Origin of the sequence: Streptomyces pimonensis, from assembly GCF_041380215.1 — a bacterium.
GTDB classification, from domain to species: Bacteria; Actinomycetota; Actinomycetes; order Streptomycetales; family Streptomycetaceae; genus Streptomyces; species Streptomyces pimonensis.
In genome coordinates this window covers 1-14,482 of record NZ_JAHWZY010000016.1, presented here as the reverse complement: position 1 = coordinate 14,482, position 14,482 = coordinate 1, and the positions used below count along the sequence as shown (strand labels likewise).

Below are 14,482 nucleotides of genomic sequence, written 5' to 3'. Positions count from 1 at the left end.
GCGACCGCCACCCAGGGCCAGCGCCCCACCACCCCGGTCGGGGCGCTGGCCCACCCACAGTCACACCCATCTGGAGAGCACATGAGCACCGAAACCACCACAAACCACACTGGCCCGCTCGGTTGCCGAAACTGCGGCGACACCGACGGCCCCTTCGACCCGCGCACCGGGCTCTGCGAGACCTGCACCGACCGGGGCCAGCAGTGACCGCCGCCGTCGAGATCGAAGCGCAGGTCGTCACCGAGCCCGGCATCTACCCGGATATGCCGATCGACGTCTACCACGCCGACCCCGTGCCCGGCGGCAGCCTTTCCTCCTCTGGCGCCCGCAAGCTCCTCGACCCCGGCTGCCCCGCCCTCTTCAAGTGGGAACGCGACAACCAGCAGCCCCGCAAGCGGGAGTTCGACCTCGGGCACGCCGCCCACCTACTCGTCCTCGGTGACGGCCCGGAGCTCCAGGTCATCGACTTCCCCGACTACAAGAAGGTCGCCGCCCGCGAGCTCCGCGACCTCGCCTACGACGAGGGCAAGACGCCCCTGCTCCGCAAGGAGTACGAGCAGGTGCAGGCGATGGCGGACGCGATCCGCCAGCACCCCACCGCAGGTGCCCTGTTCAACCCCGGCAATGGGATAGCCGAGCAGTCCCTGTTCTGGCAAGACCCCCGCCACGGCGTGTGGCGGCGGGCTCGACCCGACTGGATGCCCCACCGCCAGGAGAACGGTCGGCTCGTCGTCGTCGACTACAAGACCGCCCGCGCCGTCGACCCCAGCGCCCTGCAGCGGGCCGTGTACGAGCACGGCTACCACGCCCAGGCCGCCTGGTACCTCGACGCCGTCAAAGCCCTTGGCCTCACCGGCGACATCGAGCCCGCGTTCATCTTCGTGTTCCAGGCGAAGACCGCGCCCTACCTGGTGCACCTGGTCGAGCTCGACTTCCCCGCCCTCACCCTCGGGGCCGCCCGCAACGACCGGGCGCTCCAGATCTACGCCGAATGCCAGCGCACCGACACCTGGCCCGGCTTCAACGACCGCATCACCTACCTGCCCCTCCCGCCCTACGCGGAGAAGCGCGACGAACAGGAGTACCTGTGAACCAGCCCATCCCCCTCCCGTCCACCAACATGCCGGCCCGTATCGGGCAGGGCACCGCGGTCGAGCAGTCCCGTGCCGCCGCCGAAGTCCAGGCCGCGGTCGTCGTCGCCCAGCAGTGCCCCCGCAACATTCAGGCCGCCGTCGCCGAGATGCGCGAGTCCTGCAAGCAGCAGGGCCTCGCCGAGCGCGCGTTCTTCCGCTACTCCCGCGGCGGCCAGACCATCACCGGCGCCTCCGTGCACCTGGCCCGCGAGCTGGCCCGCTGTTGGGGCAACGTCCAGTACGGGCTCGTGGAGATGCGCCGCGACGACGAGTACGGGCAGTCCGAGATGCAGGCCTTCGCCTGGGACGTTCAGACCAACTCCCGTAACTCCTCGACGTTCATCGTCCCGCACCGCCGCGACACGAAGAGCGGGCCCAAGCAGCTCACCGACATGCGCGACATCTATGAGACGAACGCCAACAACGGTGCCCGCCGCGTCCGTGAGGCGATCTTCGCGATCCTCCCGCCCTGGTTCGTCGAAGAGGCCAAGGAGCTGTGCAACCAGACGCTGCGGGACGGCGGCGGCAAGCCGCTCGCCCAGCGCGTCGCCGACGCCATCAGGACGTTCGAGGGCATCGGCATCACCGCGGACCGCATCGAGAACCGCCTGGACCGGCCGTCGACGAAGTGGACCGAGCACGACGTCGCCCAACTGATCGTCATCTACAAGTCGATCCAGCGCGGCGAGGTCACGGCCGAGGACGAGTTCCCGGCCCCCCGCGTGTCCGCCGACGAACTGACCGGCGGTAAGGCCGACAAGCCGGCCACCGCCTCCACTGAGTAACCCGCCCCGCTGGCTGGGCTCCCGCCCGCCCAAATCAGGCGGGAGCCCGGCACCACCACCAGGAGACCACACATGAGCGACACGACAACGATCGAGTGGACCGACTCCACCTGGAACCCGGTCACCGGCTGCACGAAAGTCAGCCCCGGCTGCGACAACTGCTACGCCGAAACCTTCGCCGAGCGGTGGCGCGGCACGGCCGGCCACCACTTCGAGAACGGCTTCGACATCACCCTCCGCCCCAACGCGCTGACCCTGCCGCTGCGCTGGAGGAAGCCCCGCAAGGTCTTCGTCAACAGCATGTCCGACCTGTTCCACAAGGACGTGCCCGACAGCTACATCGCCCGCGTCTTTGCGGTGATGGCGCTCACCCCGCAGCACACGTACCAGGTGCTGACCAAGCGGCATGGGCGGATGCAGTCGCTGGTCGGCAGCCTCGTCGACGGCGGTCAGCGGCTGCTCGAAGCCGCGCCCGACGAGGAGACCGCGCAGACCCTGTACGACACAGTCTGGCCCCTGCCGAACGTGTGGCTGGGCGTGAGCGTGGAGGACCAGAAGCGCGCCGACCTCCGCATCCCCGCCCTCGTCGACACCGCCGCTGCCGTCCGCTTCCTGTCCTGCGAACCGCTCCTCGGCCCGGTCGACCTCACGCCGTGGATGCCTGCAGGCTTCGCGTCTTGGCGGTGCCAGGGCCCGGACTGCCGACGCTTCTACACCGGTCCGCTTCAGCAGCAGTGCCCCGACTGCGGAAGCGAGGGCATGTGGACCGGAAGCCACACCGGGAACGGCTATCCGAACGGCCAGCCCATCGGCTGGGTCATCGTCGGCGGCGAGTCCGGACACGGCGCCCGACCGATGAGCCCCGACTGGGCCCGCTCCCTCCACGACCAGTGCACCGCCGCCAACGTCCCGTTCTTCTTCAAGCAGCTCGGGACCGCGACAGCCCGCGAGCTCGGCATCCCGGGCAAGGGAGCCGATCTCGATCTGATCCCCGCCAACCTGCGCGTCCGGGAGTTCGTCAATGTCTGATGGCCTGACCTTCGCCTACCTTGCGGGCGTCATCGACAGCGACGGATTCATCACCATCAATCGGTCCGTCCGCAAGGGCAAGGCCTACTTCGGGGCCGTCATCGGGATCTCTGGTACGCGCCCTCAGCCGCACGAACTCGCCGCATCTCTCTGGGGCGGAACGGTCTCCTGCTACCAGCCGAAGAACCCCCAGCATCGAGTGCAGTACCAGTGGTCCCGCCAGGGGGACGCCGCGGTCGGACCGATCCTCGCAGTGCAGCCGTACCTGCGAATCAAGCAGGAGCAGGCACGGATCGCGCTGGAAGCCCAGGAACACATCCTTGAAGGACGCGGATACGACCCGTACCCATGGTTCGGCCCGGACTACGACCCGAGCCCAAGACTGAACGAACTGCGCGACGAAATGGTCTTCGTGCTGAACCAGGGACGCCGCGTCGGCAAGGGCAACGCCGGCCGCGAACTGGACGGCCGCACCTGGGACCAGTTCCCCGCCACGGCCATCTAGCCCCGATCGGGTGCCGCCGCGGCCCGAACCTGCGGCGGCGCCCGGAACCAGGAGACCACGATGTCCCACATACAGCCCACCTTCGACGGCATACACCTCGAGGCCCCGGCCCCCGCGAAGTCCCGCCGCCGCGTCGACGACTACGAGGCCTGGATCAGCGAAGTGTGGCCCGTATTCGTTGCCGCCGCCGACACCGGCCGACCGTTCACGATCGACGCCGTCGCCCGGGACAACGACCTGCCCGACCCGCCCCGCCCCAAGAGCCAGTGGGGCAACCTCCCCGGCCGGCTCCTCGACGCCGGAATCATCCGACACCACGACTACGGCCAGTCCGCCCGCTGCCGCCGCAGCCTCGTCCACGTGTGGATCGGTGTCCCCGCCCACCACCGCGAAACCGTCGCACGCCGCCGCCGCGAACACCGAGCCGCCCAACGCGCCGCCCGTGCCGCCGGAAAGAGGGCGGCATGAGCCTCGACCAGCTCTCCGCCGCCATCAACACCTGGGTGTGGATCGACCAGCAGATCACCACCTACGGGCCCGGCATCGACCTCTACGCGGTCATCGCCACCGCCAGGGCGATCACCAAACGCATCCACCGCCAACTGCGGGACGCCTCGCACCACATCAACGAACTCCTCACCCCCGCCACCCCCGCCGACGACACCCAGCCCGGCACCGACGACGACCTCCTCGCCGACTGCTGGGACGCCTGGAAAGCCCCCGAACCCCGGAAGGGGAAACCGTGAAGCCCCTCGCCGAACACGGCACCACAGCCCGCGCCAAAGGCCGCCCCACAGCCGGGATCAAGGGATGCCCGTGCCGCCCCTGCCGGGACGCCGAGAACACCTACGACAAGCGGCGGCGCTTCCTCAACGAATCCGGCCGCACCCGCATGGTCGACGCGAAACCCACACAAGCCCACCTCAAGAAGCTGTTCGCAGAAGGCGCCGGCTGGACTCAGCTCATCGCCGCGACCTCCTGCTCCAGCTCCACCCTCGTCGCCATCCTCAACGGCGAACGGGCCGAAATCACCCGCCGCGTCGCCAACCAAGTGCTCGCCGTCCAGGCCGCCGACGTACAGCCGCCCCACCGGCCCATCCCCGCGATCGGCAGCATCCGCCGCTGCCACGCTCTCGTCGCCATCGGCCACAAGCTCATCGACATCGCGGACGCCAGCCGCCTCGACTTCGCCACCATCCGCTACATCGTCAGCACCCAGCCGGGCAACGTCAGTGCCCGCACTGCGGCAGCAGTCGCCTCCGCCTACGACAACCTGCGCGGTCAGCCCGGTAAGTCGGTGCGGTCCCTGAACCGAGCCGCCCGGGAAGGCTGGCGAGACCCGCAGTGGTGGGAGGACTACGGGCACATCGACGACCCCGCCTTCGACCCCGCCAAGGCGGACGCCGAACTCAACTTCCACCAGCGCGCAGCCCTCCGCCGCGAGGAGATCATCCACCTCGCCTGGTGCGGCCACGAGCCCGAGCAGATCCTCGACCGCCTCAATAGTGAAGTCTCCATCTCCACCATCCGCGCCATCGTCCACGAGTGGCGCACCGGCCAGAAGCGTGACCGGAAGCAGGCAGCCGCCGAGCCGGAGATGGAGGCCGCCGCATGACCGCCGACTGGCGCCACCACGCCGCCTGCAGCAGCGAAAACACCCCCGACATCTTCTTCCCCAAAACCGAAACCGGCACCTACTCACAACCCCTCATCGCCGCCGCCAAAGCCGTCTGCGCCCGCTGCCCCGTCACCCACCACTGCCTCCAATGGGCCCTCGAAAACCGCATCACCGACGGCATCTGGGGCGGCCTCACCGAAACCGAACGCCGCAGCCGGCCGCGAACCCAACGCCACCACTAACCGACCACACGCGACAAAGGGCCCCGCGTCGGCGGGGCCCCGGAGGAACCGAGGGGAGCGCGTAGACGTGCTGAACAACCAGGTCATCATCACCGACACCAACGTGCGCGCCTACGCGCGCCGTAATGATCGGGGAGTCGTCGACGCGGCTGGACTCCCTAGCAGCGAGTGGGAGGAGCTGCGTGGCCGGAACGCGAACTCGACCAAGGTCCGCCTGGTCCAGTGCGCCAAGTGCTGGGAGCTGTACGGCGATATCCAGTGGATGAAGACGTACAACCTCGCCGGCACTCGCGTCGTCAGCCACCAGCCGGGCGAGTCACGTCCCGACCACGACTACGAGCCCGTAGAGACGGAAGAACACCGGGCCTACAACGACCGTGCGTTCATGATCGGCGAAGCGGAGGGCTACAACCCCCGCAAGGAGGCGTGGGCGCCGAACAGGAAGACCCGCGCGGACGTTCTGCTGACCGGGACTCTCACGATCGCTTACGAACACCAGCACTCCCCGTTCAGGGCCACTGGCCGCTACAGCGCACCGGAACGAACCCGTCTCGCGGCGGCAGTCGGACGCACCGCCATGTGGCACGCCACCAACGACAAGGTCCGCGGCCAGGTTCCGATCCTGCGTACCGACGGTGGCCTGCCGCCGAAGGTCATCCTCAACCCCAACTATCGGCACGAGTTCCGAGGCGGTATCTACCGCATCGAGATCTATACGTGCACCGTGCGTGAAGGCCATGAGTGCCCGAACCGCAAGTTCAGTGGTTGCGGCAAGCCTCACGCCCGCGGGCAGGTCACGGCCGGCCAGCTCGACGACGTCCTGCGCGGCGCTCCGATCGGGGCCTACATGCCCGTCGCCGACGCCAAGGTGCTCCGAGCCCCTCGGTTCTTCTGGACCGACATGGCGTCTTACGGCCAGTACCGCGCCTACATAGCCAGCCCGGCTGTCTCGCAGACCGACGGATCACCAGCCGATAAGACATGGACCCGAAAAGGTCGTCGCGGCGGGCACTCCCGATCCAAGGAACTGCAGCTCGAAGCGATGCGCGCCCAAGCTGTCGATCTGTCCATCTCGCCGCGGCTCGACCGTCCTGAGCCAATGCCTACCGCACCCGCCATCCCGCGTCCGGTGCCCGGCGCCTGCGACACCGGCCAGCCCAAGTGCGGCAAGCCTGCCCGTTTCTACGCCGCCGGATGGCGCTGCGACAGACACAGGCCCACCAGCTACTGGATCAACGCATGACAGGCACGAAAAGGGCCCCGCGCAGACGGGACCTGGAGGTGAGGAGGGGAATGTCAGTCGGAGTCGAGGGCGCGCCGCCTGGCCACGGCCAGGGCTTCGCCGAGCATGCGCGCCTTGTTCACGAGGTCCGGCGTCGTGCCGGCTTCCAGCTCCTTCAGGTAACCGCGGAGTTCGCGGAGCGTTGCGTAGTCCTCGTAGCTGACGATCACGGCCGCTTCCTTGCCGCGATTGATGAGGACGGTCGGCTCATTGGCGTAGCGGGCGCGCGAGATGACCTCACCGAGGACGTTACGGGCTTCGGCGATCTTGGCGCGGTGCTCGGTGGGGGTCGCGGTCATGGCAACAGCGTAGCGGATTTGTCACGCTGCACACCACAGCGACTTCGCTTTCTTAGCTATGATGGCTACAAGCGGGGTGGCAGTGACAAGCCGCCCTAGAGGCCCTGGTTCCGCGCGCCCAAAAGCCCTCGACCAGCACTCTCCGAAAGAAGACCCGATGGCCGTCTCCAAGCGCCTCCGATACGAGATCCTCAGGAGGGACAACCACGCCTGCAGGTACTGCGGCGCCGCGGCGCCCGATGCGAAGCTCAACGTCGACCACGTCATCCCGACGTCGCTCGGCGGCAGCGACAAGCCCGACAACCTCGTCGCCTCCTGCGCCGACTGCAACGCTGGCAAAACCAGCAGCCTGCCCAATGCGGAACCCGTTGTCGACGTGGATCAGGAGGCGTTCCGTCGCGCCGCACAGTTGAAGAACGAGGAGAAGCAGCGGCACGACATCATCGCGCTGCACCTCTGCATGGTGTGGGAATGGGCCCACGAAAAGACGGGGCGCAGGCCATCGCAGCAGGAGAAGCGATGGTTCATGGAGGAGACCTACAAGGTTCTCGCCTGCGGCTACTCGGGGCAAGTCGACCTCACCGAACCTGCATACAGGGCCGGCCTCCAGAACGCCCTGGACCTCCAGTCGTACATCCAGCTGCCGTGGAGGGAGGCATCCGCGGCCGATGGCCGCTTCCTCGCCACGATCGACGCCGTCGAGGCCTGGTCGAGCGCATGGAACCATGCCGCGGAAGACCGGGACCCCTATCTACGTGAGACGAAAGCGGTCGTCTCGGTCATCCACAAGCTGCTCGACGCGGGGCGGAACCGCACCGACGTCACCTACGCCGCCCACTGCGCTGGCAGCAAGCTCAGCTTGGACGTCGAAAGCTTCCTGGACTCCGCGCCGGAGACGACCAAGGGCGGGGCCATCTGATGCCCTGGTTCAGGATCGACGACAAGGCGCACTCCCACCCGAAGCTGATCAAGGCTGGGAACGCTGCGCTCGGTCTGTGGCTGCGCTGCGGCTCCTACGCCGCCCAGCACCTGACCGACGGCATCGTGCCCGGCGTCGTCGCCCAGCTGTACGGCACCAAGCCGCAGGCCGCCAAGCTCGTCAAGGCCGGCCTGTGGCACGAGCACGGCCACGACTGTCCCGACGGATGCCCGAACCCGGCGCCGGGTGACTACGTCTTCCACGACTTCCTCGAGGACGGCCGCAACACCTCTCGCGCCCGCGCCGAGGCCGAGCGGAAGAAGGCCCGCGACCGCCAGTCGAAGCACCGCGAGGGAGCCCGCGGTGACCGTGCCGGAGCCCAGAAAGACGACCGAAACGCCGAAGAATCGAGGGACTTTACCTTCGATTCGTCCTCGAAAAAAAGTGAAAGTGCTTCGGAAAAATCTCAAAGCTCCGACAGCAGTGCAGGTCAGAGGGGTCTGTCACGGCGTGACGCTTCCGTCACGGGTATCCATGCCGGTGCCACTCCATACCCCAGTACTTCCTACGGAAGTACTGGTGCTGCTAGCGAGCCGCGGCCGGACGGTCTGCCTGACCCCCTCGCAGACCTGAAGCGCGGCATCGCCACCGCAGGCCTTACAGGCGTCGCCTGGGACCTCCGTGAGTCCGGCTGGGAGTACACCCGCCAAGCCATCGAGCGGGTCGGCGTCCCGGCGATGGTCGCCTACGCCATCAACTCGGCCCGCCTCAAGGGCCAGCCCGCCGGAGCCTCCGCCTGGGTCCAGGGCTGGCGCTCTCTCGAAGCCCCGGAACAGCAGGACGGGATCGCCTACCTGCCAACCGCAGTCGGGCAGAGCGGACCCGTCGCCCGCCAGCAGCAAGAGACCAACGACCTCTTCGACCGCGCCATGCAGCGTGCCAAATCCCGCATGCAGGAGGACCAGTGACCCCCGACGAGACTGTGGTGCTCGCCCGCTACGTGCGAGCCCTCTGCCCCCAGCAGAAGTTCGACGAGTACACGCCGGACGCCTGGCACGACGTCCTCGCTGACTTCGCCCTCGCCGACGCCCGAACAGCTGCTGCCGCGGTAGCCCGTAAGCAGCCGTTCGTCAGCCCGGCCGAGATCATCGCCGAGATCCGCCAGACCCGCGATAACCGCGCCGCGGACATTCAGGGGCCGGGCCTTCCCGCTGAGGTGCCGGATGCCGATCCGGACGACGTGCAGGCCTACCTCGCGGCCCTCCGCGGGCAGCGCACCCGGGCCGCCGACGGCCAGGTGATGAGGCAGCGTCCGGTCGCCGAGTTGCTGGCCGGCGTCGGGCGGGAGATCCCGGACGAGGTGGCCGCGGTGAAGCGGCCGGGGCCGCTCGGTATCGAGTGCCCCGCCTGTGGGGCGCCGATAGGCCGGCCCTGCCGGATGGATAACGGCCGGGAGCGCGCCCCCCATTCCGCTCGGCACGGACGGGACGAGCAGTCCGAGATCCAGCGCCGCAAGGCGGCCTCTGCCCGCATCCTCGCCGACCAGCAGGACGACGCCGACATCGTCGAGGAGGCGTCGTGACGGGCGACTGGGAGCCGGACGTCGAGGACGTGAAGGCGATGCGTGCGGAGGGCGGGGGTGCGGATCTGCGGGCGTTCATGCGGCAGCAGATCGCCGCGGGAAAGGCCCGGCGCGAACCGGCGAAGAAGCCGCCCGCCCTGCGTCCGCCCGGTCACCGGCCTGGCGCCTGGCCGGCCGGGACGTCCCCGCCGGGCCGCCCGCCCGAGTGGGATCTGCCGTCCGAAGTCTGGGATGCCGCGGTCCGGCATTACCGCAACACCGAGCACTTCCCCGACCAGCCCTGCGACTGCGGCAACTGCCCGCCTGACATCGAGGAGAACCAGTGACCACTCGCCCGCCCGCCGCCTCCATGCCCGAGTCGATTCGCCACGTCCTGCGCGCGAAGCAGCACCCGGCCCGCGCGGTCGCCTGCCCGCACTGCGGGGCCGCCGCGCACCGGCCGTGCGTCCTCCGGACCCGTAACCAGGTGATGACGCAGCCGCACCCGCAGCGGGTGTCCGCGTGGGCGCAGTCGGTCGCCTGCTGCCCCGAGTGCCAGGTCGAGCCGACCACGCCGTGCCACGACGAGGGCCGCGCCCGCTTCACCGTCCACGCCCGCCGCTACCAGGAAGCCGGGGAGACCGCCGCGTGAGTGCTTGGCACAGGGTCCGTGAGACGTGGTCCACGGCCGATGAGGAGGAAGTCGAGTTCGTTGTTCGGGATCGGTCGCCTGATCACGGTCTGACTCGTCTTGGTCGGCGTATCGCGGCCCGGCAGTTGCTGGAGCGGGACGCGTCTGTCGAGGAGATCGCCGAGTTGATCGGTGTTACGCCTCGCACGGTCTATCGCTGGCAGGCCGAGCGCCGGAGGGCTGCCGCGTGACCGTCGCCCCCGCCCCGACTCCGCCGCCGGGCTGGTGCACCTGCGCCAAGTGCGGCAGCAACCCCAACACCACCCACCAACCCGGAGAGGACGCCGCCTGATGTACCGCCACGACGACGAATTGACCCTCATGGACTGGTTCTGCGCCGACACCGAGACCGAGATCCTCACCGTCCGCGGATGGCGGCGCTACGACCAGGTCGCGGAGGGGGATCTGGTCGCCAGCCTCAACACCGCGGATGGAGTGGCGCGCTGGGTGCCGATCCAGCGGATGAACATCTTCGACCTGACCGACGAGAAGATGCTGAAGGTCGAGGGCAAGGCGCTCTCCGCGCTGGTGACGGTCGGGCACCGCTGGCCCGTTCAGCAGCGCGTCGGTACGCCGTCCGGACGCCGACTGCAGTGGCAGGTCCGCACCTCCGACCAGCTCACCCTGGAGTCGTCGGTCGTCCGTAGCGCCCCCTTCGAGCACCCGGAGTACGCCAGCCACGACGACGCGCTCGTCGAGCTCGTCGGATGGGCGTGGACTGAGGGCAGCTACCGCTCGAACGGCGGACTCCACCTGTCGCAGTCGCCGTCGGTGAACCCCGGGAAGTGCGAGCGGATCGAGAAGGCGCTCACCGCGCTCTACGGGCCGCCCATGGGGCGAGCCGGCCGTCGGGTCGGCCAGCCCGCGTGGAACGTCGCGGACTACGAGGGCACCAGGTACTGGCGCCTCAACGTCGCTGCCGCGGAGCCCATCCTGGCCGCTGCCCCGGACCACGTTCTCGACCCGGCCTGGCTGCTCACTCTCACGGCCGAGCAGCTCGACCTGCTGGTGGAGACGTCGATGCTCGCCGATGGGACCACCCGCGTGCGTGACGGGGCGCGGGACTCGTCCCTGTCGCAGAACCGGAAGGACCGCGCCGAGGCATTCCAGTTCGCCGCCATCCTCGCCGGGCGGGCGACGTCCATCCATCGGTGGGAGATGCAGCACAAGGGTGTGGTCTACCCGATGTGGCGGGTGTCGCTTCTGGAGCGAGTCACGGCCAAGCCGCTGCGTCAGGCGGTCGCCGAGTGGACCACCTACACCGGCATCGTGTGGTGCCCCACCGTCGAGCACGGGACGTGGCTGTGCCGCCGCAACGGATTGGTGCACTGGACCGGGAACTGTGGGGCCGGTGGCTCCTCCCAGGGCGTGCACGCTGTGCCCGGGGTGCGGGTGGAGCGGGCCGCGAACCACTGGAAGCTGGCGATCGAGTCGCACGCCGCGAACTTTCCGACCACCAGCCACTACCAGGGCGACATCCGTAAGGCGCCGGTATGGGACTGGCCGGTGACCGACATCTTCTGGGCGTCCCCGGAGTGCACGAACTGGAGCGTGGCGAAGGGGAAGCGCCGAGACTTCGCCAGCGCCATGCAGGGCAGCCTCCTGGACCTCCTCGCCAGCGTGGACGAGGAGGAGGCGGAGCCGTCCGCCGAAGAGGAGTCCCGGGCGCTGATGGAGGAGGTGCCTCTGTACCTGCGGGGTGTGCAGGAGCGGGGCGGGCTGGTGAAGGCCGGGATCGTCGAGAACGTCGTCGACGTCCGCGCCTGGGACCAGTGGGACCGGTGGATCGGTGAGATCCACAAGCTGGGCTATCGGACGCGGATCATTGCGTTGAACTCGATGCACGCGAACCCGCGGTCCGTGCACGCGGCGCCGCAGTCCCGGGACCGGCTGTACGTGGGCTACTGGCACGAGTCGCTGGGCCGGACGCCGGACTGGGACAAGTGGCTGCGGCCGCGCGCCTGGTGCTCCGGCTGTGACACGTTCGTGCAGGCGATGCAGGTGTTCAAGGACCCGAAGCGGGACATGGGCCGCTACCGCCAGCAATACGTTTATCGGTGTCCGAACACCGCCTGTCGCAACCAGGTCGTCGAGCCGGAGGCACTGCCCGCCGCGGTGGCGATCGACTGGTCCATCCCCGGGCAGCGGATCGGGGACCGGGCGAAGCCGCTCGCGGAGAAGACGCTGAAGCGGATCGAGGCGGGGCTGAAGAAGTTTGCCCGGCCGATCACCCTGGAAGCTGCGGGGAACACCTTCGAGCGCCGTCCCGGGGTTCGTACCTGGCCGGTGGATGCACCGTTGACGACGCAGACCACGACTCCGACGAAGGCGCTCGCCTACGAGCCGATGCTCGTCCCGTCGGGCGGAACGTGGCGCAACGCTGCTTCCTCGGTCGCCGACCCGATGCCCGCCCGCACGACTCGAGAGAACGACGCGCTTGTCATTCCGCCGCTGCTCGTTCCCGTTGAGGGTCGGGAAGGGAAGAGCGCAGCGTCCGCGCACAGCCCGCTGCGCGCCATGACCACCCGGAATGAAACCGGGTTGGCGTGGCTGCCGTTCATTGCTGAACTCCGCGGCGGCGGCTCGGTGGCCCGGACCGTGGCGGAGTCTCTCGCCACCGTGACCGCGTCCGGGAACCACCACGGCCTGGTGACGCCGCCGATGCCCGCGATGGTGATGCGGAACAACGGCAGCAAGGGCGACGGGGGCGAGCACTGCACCTCGCCGGCGGAGCCGTTCCGGACGATGACGACGGCCGGGCACCAGTCGCTGCTGACGTGGGAGCACATGCTGGTGCCGTACTACGGCAACGGTGCCCCGCGGTCCGTCGCTGATCCGATCGGGGCGCTGACGACTCGGGACCGGTACGCGCTGGTGCGCGGCGAGGTCGACATCGATGACGTGCTGTTCCGGATGCTGGAGCCGCACGAGATCGGCCGGGCGATGAGCTTCGCCGACAGCTACGTCGTACTCGGCAACAAGCGGGAGAAGGTCCGCCAGTACGGCAACGCCGTTACCCCGAACGCTGCCGAAGTCCTCGTCTGCGCCCTCGTCGAGGCCATCACCGGCGAGGAGCTGTCCCGGCACGAGGAGACGGCCAGCTTCGAGGCCGTGGCCTGATGCCGGAGCGCCGGTTGTGCGAGGGCGGCTGCGGCCGGTGGCTTACGTCTCCGGAGGCGGTCGCTCTCGGCTATGGCCGGGTCTGCGCCGAGCGCCTGGGCATCGAGTCTGCCCGCAGCGCTCGTCCTCGTCGGCTGCGTCCCGTGCTCCGCCCGGCCGATACGCCATCCGAACCGATCCCCGGGCAGACCGAACTGCCGCTCCAGTCCATTCAGCCCAGCCTCTGGTCCTTGTGACCAGATCAACCCTGAGGAGACAACCCGTGCCGATGACACACGAGCAGTACGAGCGCGAGCAGCAGATGCGCGCCGAGTTGGAGACCGGCTTCACCGACTACGACGGCTTCGTGGGGTGGGTTATCTGCCCCGCCCGGGAGAAGTGCCCGTCCGGTCTCCGTGGGGTGTTCAAGCCGTTGAAGAACGGCCGTCTGCCGATGCACCGGCACGGCACCTACGGCGAGCCCTGCATTGGAGCCCGCCAGAAGCCGATGCGCCCCGCCCCCGTGACCACCGAGGAGCCCCGATGAGCCGCCCGTTGCTCTGTACCAGGTGCGGTGGCCCCGCGGAGGTCGTCGCGGACGGCGAGGTCCACGACGTCTGGGGCGCCGCGGTCATCGACGACGACGGTGTCGTCCGGCCCGTCGCGAAGAAGGCGGAGGTCTGGAGCGGCGAGTACCTCCGCACCCGCGCCGTCTGCACCAACAGCGAGTGCCGCCACCAGTGGACGCTTCGCCGCCGCTTCGAAACCCCCACCCCGTGAACGCAGGTCGGCTCGGGGCGCTGGTATCGCCCCGAGCCTGCCCCGCACCCTACCCAGCCGACCGGGAGACCGGACGACCGCAAACCAGCCTGGAGGAGAACCTGATGAGTGACGAGCACGTGCAGCACACCTGGAACCTGGTCCGCGACGCCGACGGCGATGAGATCAGTATTGATCTGCTGACTGACGGCGAGACCGTCCAGGTCGACGGCGGGGACGGCGAGTCCTACTCGGCCGTGAACGCCCGGCGGGACATCGAGGAGCAGCTGCTGCCGAAGTACACCGGCCGCGGCTACCGGGTGGCGAGCGCCTACGCGGTGAACGATCCCGAGCCCCACACCGCCGACGAGGCCGTCGTGGACGACGCCGAGCCGGACGGCCGGCCCGAGCGCTGCCCGGAGTGCGGGAGCCCCGTCGAATACGAGCCCCGCCACTGCACGGACCTCCGTGAGGGCGAGGCGTGGCTGTGCACCGGATGTCGGTGGGGCCGGTTCGTCACCGCATGACGCAGAACACCGGCCGCCCCGCAGGCCTAGTGC

At 69.1% G+C, this 14,482-nt stretch carries 22 protein-coding genes; 21 read left to right on the top strand and 1 reads right to left on the bottom strand.

The features are described 5' to 3' along the window. Nucleotides 1-81 precede the first annotated feature (81 nt). The 10 genes from KYY02_RS17460 to KYY02_RS17415 all read left to right on the top strand — a co-directional run bounded on the left by KYY02_RS17460 (nt 82) and on the right by KYY02_RS17415 (nt 6,555). Nucleotides 82-207 (top strand): hypothetical protein, encoded by a 126-nt coding sequence (locus KYY02_RS17460; protein WP_371238891.1) that lies wholly within the window; start codon nt 82-84, stop codon nt 205-207. Beyond that, complete coding sequence (locus tag KYY02_RS17455; protein ID WP_371238890.1) at nt 204-1,091, top strand: PD-(D/E)XK nuclease-like domain-containing protein; 888 nt, start codon at nt 204-206, stop codon at nt 1,089-1,091. The genes KYY02_RS17460 and KYY02_RS17455 overlap by 4 nt, the downstream gene beginning before the upstream one ends. Further along, nucleotides 1,088-1,918 carry a hypothetical protein gene (locus KYY02_RS17450; RefSeq protein ID WP_371238889.1) on the top strand — a complete coding sequence of 277 codons (831 nt, stop codon included), beginning with the start codon at nt 1,088-1,090 and terminating at the stop codon, nt 1,916-1,918. Before KYY02_RS17455 ends, KYY02_RS17450 begins: the two co-directional genes overlap by 4 nt. A gap of 72 nt (nt 1,919-1,990) precedes the next feature. Then, nucleotides 1,991-2,947 (top strand): DUF5131 family protein, encoded by a 957-nt coding sequence (locus tag KYY02_RS17445; protein ID WP_371238888.1) that lies wholly within the window; start codon nt 1,991-1,993, stop codon nt 2,945-2,947. Then, on the top strand, nt 2,940-3,452 hold the full coding sequence (locus KYY02_RS17440; RefSeq protein WP_371238887.1) for a hypothetical protein: 513 nt from the start codon (nt 2,940-2,942) through the stop codon (nt 3,450-3,452). The genes KYY02_RS17445 and KYY02_RS17440 overlap by 8 nt, the downstream gene beginning before the upstream one ends. Before the next feature lie 60 nt (nt 3,453-3,512). Next, entirely contained in the window at nt 3,513-3,920 is a 408-nt protein-coding gene (locus KYY02_RS17435) for a hypothetical protein (protein WP_371238886.1), read from the top strand. Beyond that, nucleotides 3,917-4,198, top strand: a complete 282-nt coding sequence (locus KYY02_RS17430) for a hypothetical protein (protein WP_371238885.1) — start codon at nt 3,917-3,919, stop codon at nt 4,196-4,198. Before KYY02_RS17435 ends, KYY02_RS17430 begins: the two co-directional genes overlap by 4 nt. Further along, on the top strand, nt 4,195-5,067 hold the full coding sequence (locus tag KYY02_RS17425; RefSeq protein ID WP_371238884.1) for a hypothetical protein: 873 nt from the start codon (nt 4,195-4,197) through the stop codon (nt 5,065-5,067). Before KYY02_RS17430 ends, KYY02_RS17425 begins: the two co-directional genes overlap by 4 nt. After that, on the top strand, nt 5,064-5,312 hold the full coding sequence (locus KYY02_RS17420) for a WhiB family transcriptional regulator (protein ID WP_371238883.1): 249 nt from the start codon (nt 5,064-5,066) through the stop codon (nt 5,310-5,312). The genes KYY02_RS17425 and KYY02_RS17420 overlap by 4 nt, the downstream gene beginning before the upstream one ends. A gap of 67 nt (nt 5,313-5,379) precedes the next feature. Then, nucleotides 5,380-6,555: a hypothetical protein gene (locus tag KYY02_RS17415; RefSeq protein ID WP_371238882.1), complete on the top strand. Its 1,176-nt coding sequence runs from the start codon at nt 5,380-5,382 to the stop codon at nt 6,553-6,555. 53 nt (nt 6,556-6,608) lie between these two features. On the opposite strand, the gene KYY02_RS17410 is transcribed toward KYY02_RS17415, so the two are convergent. Next, nucleotides 6,609-6,893 (bottom strand): type II toxin-antitoxin system Phd/YefM family antitoxin, encoded by a 285-nt coding sequence (locus KYY02_RS17410; protein ID WP_371238881.1) that lies wholly within the window; start codon nt 6,891-6,893, stop codon nt 6,609-6,611. Between the two features lie 157 nt (nt 6,894-7,050). Between KYY02_RS17410 and KYY02_RS17405 the strand changes: the two genes are divergently transcribed. The 11 genes from KYY02_RS17405 (at nt 7,051) to KYY02_RS17355 (ending at nt 14,449) form a co-directional block, all read left to right on the top strand. Further along, complete coding sequence (locus tag KYY02_RS17405; protein WP_371238880.1) at nt 7,051-7,812, top strand: HNH endonuclease; 762 nt, start codon at nt 7,051-7,053, stop codon at nt 7,810-7,812. Beyond that, entirely contained in the window at nt 7,812-8,780 is a 969-nt protein-coding gene (locus KYY02_RS17400; protein WP_371238879.1) for a hypothetical protein, read from the top strand. Before KYY02_RS17405 ends, KYY02_RS17400 begins: the two co-directional genes overlap by 1 nt. After that, nucleotides 8,777-9,394 (top strand): zinc finger domain-containing protein, encoded by a 618-nt coding sequence (locus tag KYY02_RS17395; protein ID WP_371238878.1) that lies wholly within the window; start codon nt 8,777-8,779, stop codon nt 9,392-9,394. Before KYY02_RS17400 ends, KYY02_RS17395 begins: the two co-directional genes overlap by 4 nt. Next, entirely contained in the window at nt 9,391-9,720 is a 330-nt protein-coding gene (locus KYY02_RS17390; RefSeq protein WP_371238877.1) for a hypothetical protein, read from the top strand. The genes KYY02_RS17395 and KYY02_RS17390 overlap by 4 nt, the downstream gene beginning before the upstream one ends. Next, on the top strand, nt 9,717-10,025 hold the full coding sequence (locus KYY02_RS17385) for a zinc finger domain-containing protein (RefSeq protein ID WP_371238876.1): 309 nt from the start codon (nt 9,717-9,719) through the stop codon (nt 10,023-10,025). The genes KYY02_RS17390 and KYY02_RS17385 overlap by 4 nt, the downstream gene beginning before the upstream one ends. Continuing rightward, nucleotides 9,926-10,255, top strand: coding sequence for a helix-turn-helix domain-containing protein (locus tag KYY02_RS17380; protein WP_371238875.1), 330 nt, complete (start codon nt 9,926-9,928; stop codon nt 10,253-10,255). Before KYY02_RS17385 ends, KYY02_RS17380 begins: the two co-directional genes overlap by 100 nt. A gap of 100 nt (nt 10,256-10,355) precedes the next feature. After that, nucleotides 10,356-13,184, top strand: a complete 2,829-nt coding sequence (locus KYY02_RS17375) for a DNA cytosine methyltransferase (protein ID WP_371238874.1) — start codon at nt 10,356-10,358, stop codon at nt 13,182-13,184. Continuing rightward, nucleotides 13,184-13,420, top strand: a complete 237-nt coding sequence (locus KYY02_RS17370) for a DUF6011 domain-containing protein (protein WP_371238873.1) — start codon at nt 13,184-13,186, stop codon at nt 13,418-13,420. The genes KYY02_RS17375 and KYY02_RS17370 overlap by 1 nt, the downstream gene beginning before the upstream one ends. Nucleotides 13,421-13,446: 26 nt before the next feature. Beyond that, complete coding sequence (locus KYY02_RS17365; protein ID WP_371238872.1) at nt 13,447-13,710, top strand: hypothetical protein; 264 nt, start codon at nt 13,447-13,449, stop codon at nt 13,708-13,710. Beyond that, nucleotides 13,707-13,943, top strand: coding sequence for a hypothetical protein (locus KYY02_RS17360; protein WP_371238871.1), 237 nt, complete (start codon nt 13,707-13,709; stop codon nt 13,941-13,943). Before KYY02_RS17365 ends, KYY02_RS17360 begins: the two co-directional genes overlap by 4 nt. Nucleotides 13,944-14,047: 104 nt before the next feature. Then, on the top strand, nt 14,048-14,449 hold the full coding sequence (locus KYY02_RS17355) for a hypothetical protein (RefSeq protein ID WP_371238870.1): 402 nt from the start codon (nt 14,048-14,050) through the stop codon (nt 14,447-14,449). Nucleotides 14,450-14,482: the final 33 nt, after the last annotated feature.